Here is a 14,370-nt window from a genome sequence, read left to right on the forward strand (position 1 = left end):
AAAATTAAAGTTTAGCGGCAAGCAGATCTTCGAGTTTGCGCTGATCAACGGCGAACTGGCGGATACCGTCAGAGAGTTTTTCTACCGCCATCGGATCCTGGTTATGTTCCCAGCGGAATTCAGCCTCGGTCAGCGGCTCCTGACGTGGGAAGCTCTGTGAGGTGGGAACCAGCTTGCGCTCAATGGTGCCCTCTTTGTCCTGTAACTCCTGAAGCAGAGACGGAGAGATGGTCAGGCGGTCGCAGCCAGCCAGAGCGACGATCTGTTCGATACGGCGGAAGCTTGCTCCCATCACGATGGTTTCATAGCGGTTGCGCTTGTAGTAATCGTAGATATTACGTACCGATTTCACGCCCGGATCCTCTTCAACCACGTAGGGATCCTGCGGCTTGCGCTGCTGGTACCAGTCGTAGATACGCCCTACGAACGGAGAGATCAGGTAGACGCCCGCTTCGGCGCAGGCCCGCGCCTGGGCAAAGGAGAAGAGCAGGGTCAGGTTACACTTGATGCCCTCTCTCTCCAGCTCTTCTGCGGCGCGGATCCCTTCCCAGGTAGAGGCCAGCTTGATCAAAATGCGTGACTTGTCGATGCCCAGCTCCTCATAGAGCTGCACGATACGGCGCGCCTTGGCGATGCTCTTCTCTTTATCAAAGGAGAGGCGAGCATCAACTTCGGTAGAGACGCGGCCAGGAATGCTTTTCAGAATTTCCGCACCAATATTCACCGCCAGCTTGTCGCTGGCTTCGGCAACCTGCTGCTCCTGCGTCTTGCCGCGCGCTTTACCGTACTCCAGCGCATCGTCGACCAGGTGCGAGAAGTGCTCCAGCGCCGCGGCTTTCAGCAGCAGGGAGGGGTTAGTGGTGGCGTCTTCCGGTTGGTAGTGGCGAATGGATTCGATATCACCGCTGTCGGCGACGACGGTGGTGAACTGTTTGATGCCGTCTAAGTAGTTCATACACAATACTCCTTGAAAAGCAAAAGCTTACGTGAGTGCGTTGGTTCACACCTTCGTGGAAAATAGAACATGCATAACAAAAAAGCATAGCAGACGGACACCGGTTTGCTGGCGTAAGGGCATAACACCGTTGATATAAATTGATAACAAATTTTGCGGCGGGGTGGTCAGAGTTTGGCAGCGTTCAAAGTTTATGCCGCGCTCAACGGCGATACTAGGGGGCGCGTCAGGAGCGCTATCACGCTTCACACCTACAAACGATACGTGAAAGGAACATCATAATGGACGACCAGTTAAAACAGAGTGCCCTCGATTTTCACGAGTTCCCCATCCCCGGAAAAATTCAGGTCTCCCCGACCAAGCCGCTCGCGACGCAACGCGATTTAGCGCTAGCCTACTCGCCGGGCGTCGCCGCCCCCTGTCTGGAGATTGAAAAAGATCCGCTGGCAGCCTTTAAGTACACCGCACGCGGCAACCTGGTGGGGGTGGTCTCCAACGGAACGGCGGTGCTGGGGCTGGGCAATATCGGTGCGCTGGCAGGCAAACCGGTGATGGAGGGCAAAGGCGTCCTGTTTAAGAAATTTGCCGGCATCGACGTCTTTGATATCGAGGTGGATGAGCTGGATCCGGACAAGTTTATCGACGTGGTGGCGGCGCTTGAGCCCACATTTGGCGGCATTAACCTTGAGGATATCAAAGCGCCGGAGTGCTTCTATATTGAGGCGAAGCTGCGCGAGCGGATGAATATTCCGGTTTTCCACGACGACCAGCACGGCACGGCGATCATCAGCACCGCCGCCATTCTCAACGGTCTGCGGGTGGTAGAGAAGAACCTCTCCGACGTGCGGATGGTGGTCTCCGGCGCGGGGGCTGCGGCCATCGCCTGTATGAACCTGCTGGTGGCGCTGGGAATGCAGAAGCACAACATCGTGGTGTGCGACTCCAAAGGGGTGATCTACCAGGGCCGCGAGACGCCGATGGCTGAAACCAAGGCCGCCTACGCCATTGAGGATAACGGCAAGCGCACGCTGGCAGAGGTGATGCAGGACGCGGACATCTTCCTCGGCTGCTCTGGGCCGAACGTCCTGACCCAGGAGATGGTAAAGCAGATGGCGCGCCAGCCGCTGATCCTCGCCCTGGCGAACCCGGAGCCGGAGATCCTCCCCCCGGTGGCAAAAGCGGTGCGTGCGGATGCGATTATCTGTACCGGGCGCTCTGACTACCCTAACCAGGTCAACAACGTGCTCTGCTTCCCATTCATCTTCCGTGGCGCGCTCGACGTGGGCGCTACTGCGATCAACGAAGAGATGAAGCTGGCGGCGGTGCACGCCATTGCCGAACTGGCCCACGCCGAGCAGAGCGAAGTGGTGGCCTCGGCCTATGGCGATCAGGATCTGAGCTTCGGCCCTGAGTACCTGATCCCCAAACCTTTCGATCCACGCCTGATCGTCAAGATCGCCCCGGCGGTAGCGAAAGCGGCGATGGACTCCGGCGTCGCGACGCGGCCCATCGGCGACTTTACTGCCTATGTCGATAAGCTCACCGAATTTGTCTACAAAACCAACCTGTTTATGAAGCCGGTCTTCTCTCAGGCGCGCAACGATCCGAAGCGGGTGGTGCTGTCGGAAGGGGAGGAGGCGCGGGTTCTGCACGCGACCCAGGAGCTGGTCACCCTCGGGCTGGCGAAGCCGATTCTGGTGGGCCGCCCCGGCGTCATCGAGATGCGTATCCAGAAGCTGGGATTGCAGATCCGTCCCGGCGTCGACTTTGAGATCGTCAATAACGAATCCGACCCGCGCTTTAAAGAGTACTGGAGCGAGTACTACAGCATCATGAAGCGCAGCGGCATCACCCAGGAGCAGGCCCAGCGGGCGGTGATTAGCAACACCACGGTGATTGGGGCGATCATGGTTCAGCGCGGCGAGGCGGATGCTATGATCTGCGGCACCATCGGCGACTATCACGAGCACTTTAGCGTGGTGCAACAGCTGTTTGGCTACCGTGACGGAGTGCAGACGGCAGGGGCGATGAATGCGCTGCTGCTGCCGAGCGGCAACACCTTTATTGCTGACACCTACGTCAACGACGATCCGACGCCGGAGCAGCTGGCAGACATTACTCTGATGGCGGCCCAGACCGTGCGCCGGTTCGGTATTGAGCCGCGAGTGGCTCTGCTGTCGCACTCGAACTTCGGTTCGTCGAACTCACCGGCAGCGTGCAAGATGCGCGAGACGCTGGCGAAAGTACGCGAGCGCGATCCGCACCTGATGATTGACGGGGAGATGCACGGCGACGCCGCGCTGCTAGAGAGCATTCGTCAGGATAGAATGCCGGACAGCCCGCTGAAAGGCTCGGCCAATATTTTGATTATGCCTAACGTCGAGGCGGCGCGGATTAGTTACAACTTACTTCGCGTCTCCAGTTCGGAGGGCGTCACCGTCGGGCCGGTGCTAATGGGCGTGGCAAAACCGGTGCACGTGCTGACGCCTATCGCCTCCGTCCGCCGCATCGTCAATATGGTGGCGCTGGCGGTGGTAGAGGCGCAGACGCAGCCGCTATAAGCGCGTTAGATCCACTCTTTGACTTTGATAAACTCGCTGAGGGCGGCTTCCGGGCTGCCCTCCTGCGGCTGGTAGTTATACTCCCACGCCACCTTCGGCGGCATCGACATCAGAATCGACTCCGTACGCCCGCCGGTCTGTAAGCCAAACAGCGTTCCACGATCCCACACCAGATTAAATTCAACGTAGCGACCCCGGCGATAGAGCTGGAAGTTGCGCTCGCGATCGCCGTATGCCATCGCTTTCCGTCGCTGAACAATCGGCAGGTAGGCCTGGGTATACCCATCGCCCACCGCCTGGGCAAAGGCGAAGCACTGGTCAAAGTCTGGCGTATTGAGATCGTCAAAGAAGAGGCCGCCGATGCCGCGCTGCTCGTGACGGTGCTTCAGATAGAAGTAGTCGTCGCACCACTTCTTGTAGCGCGGATAGACCTCTTCGCCGAACGGCTGGCAGAGATCCCGTGCGGTGCGATGCCAGTGTACGGCGTCCTCGCTAAAGCCATAGTAGGGCGTGAGGTCAAAGCCGCCGCCAAACCACCAGACCGGATCCTCACCCGGCTTCTCGGCAATAAAGAAGCGCACGTTGGCGTGGCTGGTTGGCACGTAGGGATTGTGGGGATGCACCACCAGCGAAACGCCCATGGCTTCAAAGCTGCGTCCGGCCAGCTCGGGGCGGTGCGCGGTTGCCGAGGCGGGCAGGGCGTCGCCGTGCACGTGGGAGAAGTTGACTCCCGCCTGCTCGAAGACGCCGCCGTCGCGCAGAACGCGGGTGCGCCCGCCACCGCCGGCCTCACGCTGCCAGTTATCTTCAAAGAAGTCGCTGCCGTCGACGGCGGAGAGCTGCTGGCAGATCCTGTCCTGCAGCTGAAGGAAAAAGGCTTTAACGGTGTTTGCGTCAGGTTTGCTCATCAACGTTTCTTCGAGTGCGCTTTGTGATTGTCGAACCAGCTGAAGTAGCTCAGCACGCCGGAGGCAATGGCCGAGGCGATCTTCTGGCGAAACGCCTTGGTGCCCAGCAGCTGCTCTTCAGCAGGGTTAGTAATGAAGGAGGTCTCGACCAGTACCGAGGGAACGGAGGGAGACTTCAGCACCACAAACGCCGCCTGCTCGGTGTGCTTGCTATGCAGGCGGTGCACCGGCTTGATCTGCTTCAGGATATGCGAGCCAAGGGTCAGGCTGTTCTTGATGGTGTCGGTCTGCACCAGGTCAAACAGCACCTGCTGCAAATAATGATCTTTATCGCGGGCTTTTTTACCGGCCAGGTCGTCGGCGGCGTTCTCACGATCGGAGAGGTATTTTGCCATGGCGCTACTCGCTCCCCGATTGGAGAGGGCAAATACCGACGCGCCTGCTGCATCGGGATTGGTAAAGCCGTCGGCATGGATCGACATAAAGAGATCCGCTCCGTGCTGGTGGGCAATCTCCACACGGTCGTAAAGCGGGATAAAGGTATCCCCGGTACGCGTCAGCCGCGCGTCGATGCCTTTACTGCGCAGGATCGCCCGCACGTTCTTGGCGATCGCCAGCACCACGTGCTTCTCTTTCGAGCCGTTATGACCGATGGCGCCGGTGTCGATCCCGCCGTGGCCAGGGTCGAGCATGACCACGCGCCTGGCCCCGGCCTTTTTGGCCTTCGGCTTAGTGTGCCCGTTACCGGTTTTCAGCGATGAGTCATCTTTGGCGATGGCCCGCGACGTGCCTGTCAGTGTCAATGCCGCCAGACCTGCTTTCAGAACCTGACGACGCGATGTAAGTACTTTTAATGGTTTAAATGTGCTCATACGACCCGAAATGTATTCCTGCGTCCCTGGTGTTTTAGCGTATCGCCTACAAGCTTACGACACGGCACGGTTTGAATTGCTTTATTTTTCATTTCAATACGTGACAGTCCACTATTATGCCATTTTTTCGTTGTCATTTCGCCGCATATTGGCTTCACGGGCACTTCACGCCATAATCAACCTTTTGATCCTGAAGGCAGGTACATACCATGGAGATACGCGTTTTTCGCCAGGCCGACTTCGAAGAGGTGATCACCCTGTGGGAGCGCTGCGACCTGCTGCGGCCATGGAACGATCCGGAGATGGACATCGAACGCAAGCTGAATCATGACGTTAGCCTGTTTCTGGTGGCCGAGGTCGGGGGGGAAGTGGTCGGCACGGTAATGGGCGGCTACGACGGCCATCGCGGCTCGGCCTACTACCTTGGGGTACACCCGGAGTTCCGGGGCCGGGGGATCGCCAACGCGCTGCTTAACCGTCTGGAGAAGAAGCTGATCGCCCGTGGCTGCCCGAAGATCAACATTCAGGTGCGGGAAGAGAACGACCTCGTGCTGGGGATGTACGAGCGCCTCGGCTATGAGCATGCCGACGTCATCAACCTCGGCAAGCGCCTGATTGAAGATGAAGAGTATTGAGTTTTAGTCAACCAAGACGAAAGGATTTAAGCCATGAAATCGCTGCGTATGCTTCTCTGCGTCCTGCCGCTGGCCCTGACCGGCTGTTCGACCCTCGGGTCGGTGAACTGGTCGGCAGCCAACCCCTGGAACTGGTTTGGTTCCTCATCAGAGGTGACCGATGAAGGCGTCGGGGCGCTGACGGCGGATACCGCGCTGGATGAGGCCTCTATCGCCGATGCGCTGGACGGTGACTATCGCCTGCGCAGCGGGATGCGCTCAGATCGGGGCGGCAATGTGATCCGCTTTTACGAGGCGCTGGACGGGGATAAGGTCGCCCTGATCGTCAACGGCGAGAACGGTAAAGTGAGCCGTATCGACGTCCTCGACAGCAATATTGAGAGCGACACCGGGGCCAAGGTCGGCATGCCCTTCAGCGAACTGTATGACAAAGCCTACGGCAACTGCACCAAAGCCACCGGCGACGACAGCGGCGGCGTGGAGTGTAAGGCTCAGGGTAGCCAGCACGTCAGCTATGTCTTTACCGGCAGCTGGAACGGCCCGGAGGGCTTAATGCCGCCGGACGACGAGCTTAAAAAATGGACCCTGAGTAAGATTATTTGGCGTCGTTAATTGATCGGAACAATCCTGGTTCTCTGAAAAAGCGCGTACAATAGCGCGATTAATGCCGCGGCTGCGCGGCATGTTTTTTTAGAGGAGTAGCGATGTCTCAGGTTCAAAGCGGCATTTTGCCAGAACACTGCCGGGCGGCGATTTGGATCGAAGCGAACGTAAAGGGCGACGTTAACGCCCTGCGCGAAGGCAGTAAAATTTTTGCCGATAAGCTGGCTAACTTCCAGCTCGCCTTTGCTGAGGCGAATCTCGGGGCGGTGGTGGCCTTTGGTCATCGCGTCTGGCCCGAACTGAGCGGTGGGGAAGGGGCCAAAGAGCTGAAGGAATTTGTTCCCTACGGCAAAGGGCTGGCCCCGGCCACCCAGTACGATGTGATGATCCACATTCTCTCTCTGCGTCACGACGTCAACTTCTCTGTCGCCCAGGCGGCGCTGGCGGCGTTTGGCGATGCGCTGGAGGTCAAAGAGGAGACCCACGGCTTCCGTTGGGTAGAGGATCGCGACCTGAGCGGCTTTGTTGACGGCACGGAAAACCCAGCGGGCAGCGACAAGCGCACCGAGGTGGCCGTGATTCAGGAGGGCATCGACGCAGGCGGCAGCTACGTCTTCGTCCAGCGTTGGGAGCATAACCTCAAGCAGCTTAACCGGATGAGCGTGCCGGATCAGGAGATGATGATTGGCCGCACCAAAGAGGCCAATGAAGAGATCGACGGCGACGCCCGGCCGATTACCTCGCACCTGAGCCGCGTCGATCTGAAAGAGAACGGCAAGGGGCTGAAAATCGTCCGCCAGAGCCTGCCTTACGGTACGGCAAGCGGCAAGCACGGGCTCTATTTCTGCGCCTACTGCGCCCGCCTCTACAATATTGAACAGCAGCTGCTGAGCATGTTTGGTGATACCGACGGCAAGCGCGACGCTATGCTGCGCTTCACCCGCCCGGTTACCGGCGGCTACTATTTTGCCCCGTCGTTAGACCGCCTGCTCGCGCTGTGACGCTCGCTCCTCCTCTGCCTCTTTCCGCAGGCAGAGGAGGGTGTGATGTGTGGTAAACGCTTTCCGACCATTCAAATGTGACTGCTCTCCCTTTTTAACTGCGTAAATTAGATTATTTTCCCTGCCCGCATTATTAGCGTTTATTTCTTAATAATTTCTAAAAGCATTATTTATTACAAAAATATGTTTAAAAGGATTTATGATGACAATCAAAAAGCTATTATTAATAGCCTGTTCGCCATGCTGTTTTTTTGCAGCAGATGCCAATGCGAGCGACTGGGAAAAGAGCCTTGCCGACGATCCGTTTTTTGCCGATTCCACCTTTGATATTTCTGCCAGGAATATGTGGAAGTATTTAAAGACGGAAAACCGTTACGATAATGAGGAAGAGCGATATGCAACCTCTGTTCAGCAGGCCTGGGCGCAGGGGCTGACCGTTGACTATACCTCCGGGTATTTCGCGGACATAATCGGCTTTGACGCCTCTTATTACACCGCCGCAAAATTAGGAGCCAGTGATAACTTCGCCTCCCGTGCCATTCTCTATGATGATGACGGTGAAGCCAAAGGCTATACCAAAATTGGTCAGCGCTACGCGAAGCTGAAAATGGATATTCTCCGTGCTAAAGTGAACGTCAAAGGCGGCTGGTTTACTATCAAGAATACCGGCATCTTCTCTAACTCACAGCGCATGTCCCTCAACACCCACTCAGGCTGGTATGCCAATACGGCCATCGATAATGTCAGCGTTGATACGCTATTTCTCGATGGGAAGGTGATGCGGCGTGATAGCCCTAATATCGACAGGATGTATATCCGTGACGGCAACGGAGAGAGCCGCGATGTCGATCACGTGATCACCGGGGGCATCAACTATAAGAGTAAGCCCCTGAAAGCCTACTACTTCTATGGCGTAGCCGATGACCTGCTTTTTAAGCAGGGGTTTGAGGGCTGGTGGGATGCGTTTCCCGACATTACCCTCGGGACGCAAATTTATGAGCAGGAGTATGGTAGCGATGCGAAAAGAACCACCTCCAGCACCGCGAGGGGAAAACAGGATTTTGATAAGCGGGCCTGGCACTACTCGGCCACTGTCGAATGGCGCATTCCGCAAACGCCCTGGAAAATAGTGGGTGGGTTAACCTATACCGAGGCCAAGAAAACAAACGGCGTGGGGCAATTTACCCGTAACGTCATCGGTAATGCCCGCGGGCGTTTTAATTCCCCAGCCTATGCGGATATCGATTACGTCCGCGACGGTGAAACCATGCTGGCGTTAGCCGCTGAGTATAAATTTACCCCCGATCTCTCGGTGGGCGTGCGGACGAACTACAGTGAATTCGATTATGAAGGCGAAACATTACGTCAGGGGCAGCTGGGGATCTACAGCAACTGGGATCCGGCTAAAAACTGGTCTGTCTATTTAAATGGCGGCTACGGTTGGCATCATGAGCAAGAGTCGGATTACACTACGCCAAAACTCTATAATGGGCATTCGCAACGCGCTAATTCTCTTTGCGGAGAGATGAGCGTGACTTATCGGTTCAGGCTTTAACTATAAATAATAAATTTATTCATACTGAATATAGTGCATATGGATATTAAAAATTATTTTTCAAAAACGGTACATCTGGACCTGATAAAAAAAGTCTATTTTCTGTTTCACGAGAATCCGCGGCTTCTCTATTCGGTGACCGACGTGTGTGAGTTCTCCGATCTTAACAGAAAGCAGGTTGGGTTTATCTTAACCATTCTGGTCAGGCTGCGCATGGTCTACCGGGAGATCAAAAAGCGCGGCGCGAGTAACCGCTATCTCTATCGCGCCAGATGATACAGCCCCGTAAGCGATGCCCGGACAGGAGTCAGTTAACCCGAGCATCGCTTATGCTCTTTTCTGCTTGCAAATCACCAAACGGTATATAAAACCGTTACTCCTTTCGTACTGCTTATAAATAAACTGTGTTTTTGATAGTCATCACAGATATAAGGGTGCGCAATGGCCGTTAACTTACTGAAAAAAGGATATCTGACGCTTGCCGCTTCAGTGTTGCTGGTAGCGCAGGCGCAGGCAACGGAGCTGCTCAATAGCTCCTATGACGTCTCTCGCGAGCTGTTTGCCGCCCTTAATCCGCCGTTCGAGCAGCAGTGGGCGAAAGAGAACGGCGGCGATAAGCTGACGATCAAGCAGTCTCACGCGGGCTCCTCCAAGCAGGCGCTGGCTATCTTGCAGGGGCTAAAGGCAGACGTGGTGACCTATAACCAGATCACCGACGTGCAGATCCTCCATGACAAAGGCAAGCTGATCCCTGCGGACTGGCAGAGCCGCCTGCCCAACAACAGCTCGCCGTTCTACTCCACGATGGCGTTCCTGGTGCGCAAGGGCAACCCGAAAAATATCCACGACTGGAGCGACCTGGTGCGCTCTGACGTCAAGCTGATCTTCCCGAATCCGAAAACCTCCGGCAACGCCCGCTATACCTATCTGGCAGCATGGGGGGCGGCGGATAAAGCCGACGGCGGCGATAAGGCAAAAACCGAACAGTTCATGACCCAGTTCCTGAAAAACGTTGAGGTGTTTGATACCGGCGGCCGTGGGGCCACCACCACCTTCGTTGAGCGAGGTCTCGGTGACGTGCTGATCACCTTTGAATCGGAAGTGAACACCATTCGTAAACAGTACGAAGATCAGGGCCTTGAGGTTGTGGTCCCGAAGGTCAACATCCTGGCGGAGTTCCCGGTGGCATGGGTTGATAAAAACGTGAAGGCCAACGGCACGGAGAAGGCGGCGAAAGCCTACCTGAACTATCTCTATAGCCCGCAGGCGCAGACCATTATTACTGACTACTACTACCGGGTGAATAACCCTGACGTGATGAACAAGCTGAAGGGCAAATTCCCGCAGACCGAGCTGTTTAAGGTGGAAGATCGCTTTGGCTCATGGCCAGAGGTGATGAAGACCCACTTTACGAGCGGCGGTGAGCTGGACAAGCTGCTGGCGGCGGGGCGTAGCTAATGTTTGCAGTGGCTTCAAAACGCGTGCTGCCCGGCTTTACCCTTAGCCTCGGGACCAGCCTGCTGTTCGTCTGCCTGATCCTGCTCCTGCCGCTCAGCGCGCTGGTTATGCAACTCTCGGAGATGAGCTGGGCGCAGTACTGGGAGGTGGTGACCAACCCGCAGGTTGTCGCCGCCTATAAGGTCACGCTGCTGTCGGCCTTTGTCGCCTCGATTTTCAACGGCGTCTTTGGCCTGCTGATGGCGTGGATCCTGACGCGCTACCGTTTTCCTGGGCGCACCCTGCTGGATGCGCTGATGGACCTGCCGTTTGCCCTGCCGACGGCGGTAGCGGGTCTGACCCTCGCCTCGCTCTTTTCCGTCAACGGCTTCTACGGCCAGTGGCTGGCGCAGTTTGATATTAAAGTGACTTATACCTGGCTCGGCATTGCCGTGGCGATGGCCTTTACCAGCATCCCCTTTGTAGTGCGGACGGTGCAGCCGGTGCTGGAGGAGTTGGGGCCGGAATATGAGGAAGCGGCCCAGACGCTGGGTGCAACGCGGCTGCAAAGCTTCCGTAAGGTCGTAATGCCCGAGCTCTCCCCTGCGCTGCTGGCGGGCGTGGCGCTGTCGTTTACCCGCAGCCTTGGCGAGTTCGGCGCGGTGATCTTTATCGCCGGCAACATTGCCTGGAAAACTGAAGTGACCTCGCTGATGATCTTTGTCCGCCTGCAGGAGTTTGACTACCCGGCGGCGAGCGCCATTGCCTCGGTGATCCTTGCTGCCTCACTGCTGCTGCTGTTCTCAATTAATACTCTGCAAAGTCGCTTTGGTCGACGGGTGGTAGGTCACTAATGGCGGAAGTCTCCCAATTGAAACACGATCGTTCCCGGATTAACTGGGGTAAATGGTTCCTGATCGGTTCCGGAATGCTGATCTCGACATTTATTCTGGTGGTGCCGACGGTCTACATTTTCGTACAGGCCTTCAGTAAAGGGCTAATGCCGGTGCTGGAGAACCTCGCCAACCCGGATATGCTCCACGCGATCTGGCTGACGGTGCTGATTGCTCTGATCACCGTCCCGGTTAACCTGGTATTCGGGACGCTGCTCGCCTGGCTGGTGACCCGCTTTAATTTCCCCGGTCGTCAGCTGCTGCTGACCCTGCTCGATATTCCGTTTGCCGTTTCGCCGGTCGTAGCAGGCCTCGTCTATCTGCTGTTTTATGGCTCCAACGGCCCGCTTGGCGGCTGGCTCGACGAGCATGATTTACAGATTATGTTCGCCTGGCCCGGCATGGTGCTGGTGACCATTTTCGTTACCTGTCCGTTTGTGGTGCGCGAGCTGGTGCCGGTAATGCTCAGCCAGGGCAGCCACGAGGACGAGGCGGCGATTTTGCTGGGCGCCTCCGGCTGGCAGATGTTCCGTCGCGTAACGCTGCCGAACATTCGCTGGGCGCTGCTCTACGGCGTGGTGCTGACCAACGCCCGCGCCATTGGCGAATTCGGTGCGGTATCGGTGGTGTCCGGTTCTATTCGCGGCGAAACCCTATCGCTGCCGCTACAGATTGAGTTACTTCAGCAGGACTACAACACGGTGGGATCCTTTACCGCCGCGGCCCTGCTGACGTTAATGGCTATTTTGACCCTGTTCTTAAAGAGTGGGTTGCAGTGGCGTTTACATAATCAAGAGAAACGCGCGCAACAGGAGGGAAATCATGAGCATTGAGATTGCCAATATTAAGAAGTCTTTTGGTCGCACCCAGGTGCTGAATGATATCTCTCTGGATATCCCTTCCGGGCAGATGGTGGCGCTGCTGGGGCCGTCCGGCTCGGGCAAAACCACGCTGCTGCGTATTATTGCCGGGCTTGAGCACCAGACCAGCGGACATATTCGTTTTCACGGCACCGACGTGGGCCGTCTGCACGCCCGTGACCGTAAGGTCGGCTTCGTGTTCCAGCACTACGCGCTGTTCCGCCATATGACGGTATTCGACAACATCGCCTTTGGCCTGACGGTGCTACCGCGACGCGAACGGCCGAACGCGGCGGCGATCAAAGCCAAGGTGACTAAGCTGCTGGAGATGGTGCAGCTGGCGCACCTGGCCGATCGCTATCCGGCCCAGCTCTCCGGCGGGCAGAAGCAGCGCGTTGCTCTGGCACGCGCCCTGGCCCCGGATCCGCAGATCCTGCTGCTGGATGAGCCTTTTGGCGCGCTGGATGCCCAGGTGCGTAAAGAGCTTCGTCGCTGGCTGCGTGAGCTGCACGAAGAGCTGAAATTCACCAGCGTCTTCGTGACCCACGATCAGGAAGAGGCGATGGAAGTGGCCGACCGCGTGGTGGTCATGAGCCAGGGGAATATTGAGCAGGTTGACGTCCCGGAGCAGGTCTGGCGTGAGCCCGCGACCCGCTTCGTGCTGGAGTTTATGGGTGAGGTAAACCGTCTGCACGGCGTGGTGCGCGGCAGCCAGTTTCACGTCGGCGCACACCGCTGGCCGCTGGGTTACACCCCGGCGCACCAGGGCGAGGTCGATCTCTTCCTGCGTCCGTGGGAAGTGGATATCAGCCGCCGTACCAGCCTGGACGCACCGCTGCCGGTGGTGGTGGTTGAGGCCAGCCCGAAAGGGCACTATACCCAGCTGGTGGTGCAGCCTCAGGGCTGGTATGACGAACCGCTGTCGGTGGTGCTGCGTGGCGAAGATGCGCCGCAGCGCGGTGAGCGTCTGTTCATCGGCCTGCAAAATGCTCGCCTCTACCACGGCACAGAGCGTCTTGCCGAGCGTGGGGATCTTGCTCTGGCGCACTCTGCCTGATAGTTTAACGAGTATGTTTATCGCCCGGTGGCGCTGCGCTTACCGGGCCTACAATTATCACAGCGTCTTGTAGGCCGGGTAAGCGATAGCGCCACCCGGCTTTTTTATTGAGTAAAAACCGTGAACACACTCGAACACACCATCGGCAATACCCCCCTGGTAAAACTTCAGCGTATGACGCCCGACAACGGCAGTGAAATCTGGGCCAAGCTGGAGGGAAATAATCCTGCCGGCTCGGTGAAAGACCGGGCCGCGCTCTCGATGATCGTGCAGGCAGAGAAGCGAGGCGAGATAAAGCCCGGCGACGTCCTGATTGAGGCCACCAGCGGCAACACCGGTATCGCTCTGGCGATGATCGCCGCACTCAAAGGCTACCGCATGAAGCTACTCATGCCGGACAATATGAGCCAGGAGCGACGTGCAGCGATGCACGCCTACGGCGCGGAGCTGATTCTGGTGAGCCGTGAGCAGGGGATGGAGGGTGCGCGGGACCTGGCTGCGGCGATGGCCCAGCGCGGGGAGGGTAAGCTTCTCGACCAGTTCAATAATCCTGACAACCCTTATGCCCACTACACCACCACCGGGCCGGAGATCTGGCAGCAGACCGGCGGCCGCATCAGCCATTTTGTCTCCAGCATGGGCACGACCGGCACCATTACCGGCGTATCGCGTTTTCTGCGCGAACAGGCGAAACCTGTCTCCATCGTTGGCCTGCAGCCGGAAGAGGGGAGCAGCATTCCCGGGATCCGTCGCTGGCCAGCGGAGTACATGCCGGGCATTTTCAACGCCTCGCTGGTCGATGTGGTGCTGGATATCCACCAGCGCGACGCTGAGAACACCATGCGGGCGCTGGCGGTGCGGGAGGGGATCTTCTGTGGCGTGAGCTCCGGCGGCGCGGTTGCAGGTGCAATTCGCGTGGCCAATGAAAATCCGGGGGCGGTAGTGGTGGCGATAATCTGCGACCGTGGCGATCGCTACCTTTCAACCGGCGTGTTTGGTGAGGAGAGCTATGCCCAGGGGGCGGGAATTTAAC

General features: G+C 57.5%; 14 protein-coding genes. 11 read left to right on the forward strand and 3 right to left on the reverse strand.

Going from position 1 to position 14,370, the window contains the following annotated elements; genetic code table 11:
- Nucleotides 1–4: 4 nt before the first annotated feature.
- Complete coding sequence (gene tal / locus EV102420_RS04240) at nucleotides 5–955, reverse strand: transaldolase (RefSeq protein WP_042389377.1); 951 nt, start codon at nucleotides 953–955, stop codon at nucleotides 5–7.
- Nucleotides 956–1,236: 281 nt separating this feature from the next.
- Here tal and maeB point away from each other — a divergent pair, with 281 nt between their 5' ends.
- On the forward strand, nucleotides 1,237–3,516 hold the full coding sequence (gene maeB / locus EV102420_RS04245; protein ID WP_042389381.1) for an NADP-dependent oxaloacetate-decarboxylating malate dehydrogenase: 2,280 nt from the start codon (nucleotides 1,237–1,239) through the stop codon (nucleotides 3,514–3,516).
- Between the two features lie 5 nt (nucleotides 3,517–3,521).
- On the opposite strand, the gene hemF is transcribed toward maeB, so the two are convergent.
- Together hemF and amiA are read right to left on the reverse strand one after the other, a co-directional pair.
- Nucleotides 3,522–4,424, reverse strand: a complete 903-nt coding sequence (gene hemF, locus EV102420_RS04250) for an oxygen-dependent coproporphyrinogen oxidase (protein ID WP_042389383.1) — start codon at nucleotides 4,422–4,424, stop codon at nucleotides 3,522–3,524.
- On the reverse strand, nucleotides 4,424–5,296 hold the full coding sequence (gene amiA / locus EV102420_RS04255; protein ID WP_042389385.1) for an N-acetylmuramoyl-L-alanine amidase AmiA: 873 nt from the start codon (nucleotides 5,294–5,296) through the stop codon (nucleotides 4,424–4,426). Before amiA ends, hemF begins: the two co-directional genes overlap by 1 nt.
- A 209-nt stretch (nucleotides 5,297–5,505) precedes the next feature.
- On the opposite strand from amiA, the gene EV102420_RS04260 reads away from it, so the two are divergent.
- The 10 genes from EV102420_RS04260 to cysM all read left to right on the forward strand — a co-directional run bounded on the left by EV102420_RS04260 (nucleotide 5,506) and on the right by cysM (nucleotide 14,369).
- Nucleotides 5,506–5,931: a GNAT family acetyltransferase gene (locus EV102420_RS04260; RefSeq protein ID WP_042389387.1), complete on the forward strand. Its 426-nt coding sequence runs from the start codon at nucleotides 5,506–5,508 to the stop codon at nucleotides 5,929–5,931.
- A 33-nt stretch (nucleotides 5,932–5,964) separates the two neighbouring features.
- Nucleotides 5,965–6,543 carry an RpoE-regulated lipoprotein gene (locus tag EV102420_RS04265; protein WP_042389389.1) on the forward strand — a complete coding sequence of 193 codons (579 nt, stop codon included), beginning with the start codon at nucleotides 5,965–5,967 and terminating at the stop codon, nucleotides 6,541–6,543.
- Nucleotides 6,544–6,635: 92 nt separating this feature from the next.
- On the forward strand, nucleotides 6,636–7,535 hold the full coding sequence (locus EV102420_RS04270; RefSeq protein WP_042389391.1) for a Dyp-type peroxidase: 900 nt from the start codon (nucleotides 6,636–6,638) through the stop codon (nucleotides 7,533–7,535).
- A 202-nt stretch (nucleotides 7,536–7,737) separates the two neighbouring features.
- Nucleotides 7,738–9,090 (forward strand): OprD family outer membrane porin, encoded by a 1,353-nt coding sequence (locus tag EV102420_RS04275; protein ID WP_042389393.1) that lies wholly within the window; start codon nucleotides 7,738–7,740, stop codon nucleotides 9,088–9,090.
- 135 nt (nucleotides 9,091–9,225) lie between these two features.
- On the forward strand, nucleotides 9,226–9,366 hold the full coding sequence (locus tag EV102420_RS22480) for a hypothetical protein (RefSeq protein ID WP_165570651.1): 141 nt from the start codon (nucleotides 9,226–9,228) through the stop codon (nucleotides 9,364–9,366).
- A gap of 165 nt (nucleotides 9,367–9,531) precedes the next feature.
- Complete coding sequence (locus EV102420_RS04285; RefSeq protein ID WP_042389397.1) at nucleotides 9,532–10,548, forward strand: sulfate ABC transporter substrate-binding protein; 1,017 nt, start codon at nucleotides 9,532–9,534, stop codon at nucleotides 10,546–10,548.
- Nucleotides 10,548–11,381, forward strand: a complete 834-nt coding sequence (cysT, locus tag EV102420_RS04290) for a sulfate/thiosulfate ABC transporter permease CysT (RefSeq protein WP_042389399.1) — start codon at nucleotides 10,548–10,550, stop codon at nucleotides 11,379–11,381. The genes EV102420_RS04285 and cysT overlap by 1 nt, the downstream gene beginning before the upstream one ends.
- Complete coding sequence (cysW, locus tag EV102420_RS04295) at nucleotides 11,381–12,253, forward strand: sulfate/thiosulfate ABC transporter permease CysW (RefSeq protein ID WP_042389402.1); 873 nt, start codon at nucleotides 11,381–11,383, stop codon at nucleotides 12,251–12,253. Before cysT ends, cysW begins: the two co-directional genes overlap by 1 nt.
- Complete coding sequence (gene cysA / locus EV102420_RS04300) at nucleotides 12,243–13,337, forward strand: sulfate/thiosulfate ABC transporter ATP-binding protein CysA (RefSeq protein ID WP_042389407.1); 1,095 nt, start codon at nucleotides 12,243–12,245, stop codon at nucleotides 13,335–13,337. Before cysW ends, cysA begins: the two co-directional genes overlap by 11 nt.
- 120 nt (nucleotides 13,338–13,457) lie before the next feature.
- Nucleotides 13,458–14,369, forward strand: coding sequence for a cysteine synthase CysM (cysM, locus tag EV102420_RS04305; RefSeq protein WP_042389410.1), 912 nt, complete (start codon nucleotides 13,458–13,460; stop codon nucleotides 14,367–14,369).
- Nucleotide 14,370: the final 1 nt, after the last annotated feature.

Source organism: Pseudescherichia vulneris NBRC 102420 (assembly GCF_000759795.1).
In the GTDB taxonomy this organism is placed as follows: domain Bacteria; phylum Pseudomonadota; class Gammaproteobacteria; order Enterobacterales; family Enterobacteriaceae; genus Pseudescherichia; species Pseudescherichia vulneris.

What these genes read in the sequence shown, in the direction of transcription:
- tal (WP_042389377.1), bottom strand. Translation starts at nt 955, where the DNA reads ATGAACTACTTAGACGGCATCAAACAGTTCACCACCGTCGTCGCCGAC.
- maeB (WP_042389381.1), top strand. Translation starts at nt 1,237, where the DNA reads ATGGACGACCAGTTAAAACAGAGTGCCCTCGATTTTCACGAGTTCCCC.
- hemF (WP_042389383.1), bottom strand. Translation starts at nt 4,424, where the DNA reads ATGAGCAAACCTGACGCAAACACCGTTAAAGCCTTTTTCCTTCAGCTG.
- amiA (WP_042389385.1), bottom strand. Translation starts at nt 5,296, where the DNA reads ATGAGCACATTTAAACCATTAAAAGTACTTACATCGCGTCGTCAGGTT.
- EV102420_RS04260 (WP_042389387.1), top strand. Translation starts at nt 5,506, where the DNA reads ATGGAGATACGCGTTTTTCGCCAGGCCGACTTCGAAGAGGTGATCACC.
- EV102420_RS04265 (WP_042389389.1), top strand. Translation starts at nt 5,965, where the DNA reads ATGAAATCGCTGCGTATGCTTCTCTGCGTCCTGCCGCTGGCCCTGACC.
- EV102420_RS04270 (WP_042389391.1), top strand. Translation starts at nt 6,636, where the DNA reads ATGTCTCAGGTTCAAAGCGGCATTTTGCCAGAACACTGCCGGGCGGCG.
- EV102420_RS04275 (WP_042389393.1), top strand. Translation starts at nt 7,738, where the DNA reads ATGACAATCAAAAAGCTATTATTAATAGCCTGTTCGCCATGCTGTTTT.
- EV102420_RS04285 (WP_042389397.1), top strand. Translation starts at nt 9,532, where the DNA reads ATGGCCGTTAACTTACTGAAAAAAGGATATCTGACGCTTGCCGCTTCA.
- cysT (WP_042389399.1), top strand. Translation starts at nt 10,548, where the DNA reads ATGTTTGCAGTGGCTTCAAAACGCGTGCTGCCCGGCTTTACCCTTAGC.
- cysW (WP_042389402.1), top strand. Translation starts at nt 11,381, where the DNA reads ATGGCGGAAGTCTCCCAATTGAAACACGATCGTTCCCGGATTAACTGG.
- cysA (WP_042389407.1), top strand. Translation starts at nt 12,243, where the DNA reads ATGAGCATTGAGATTGCCAATATTAAGAAGTCTTTTGGTCGCACCCAG.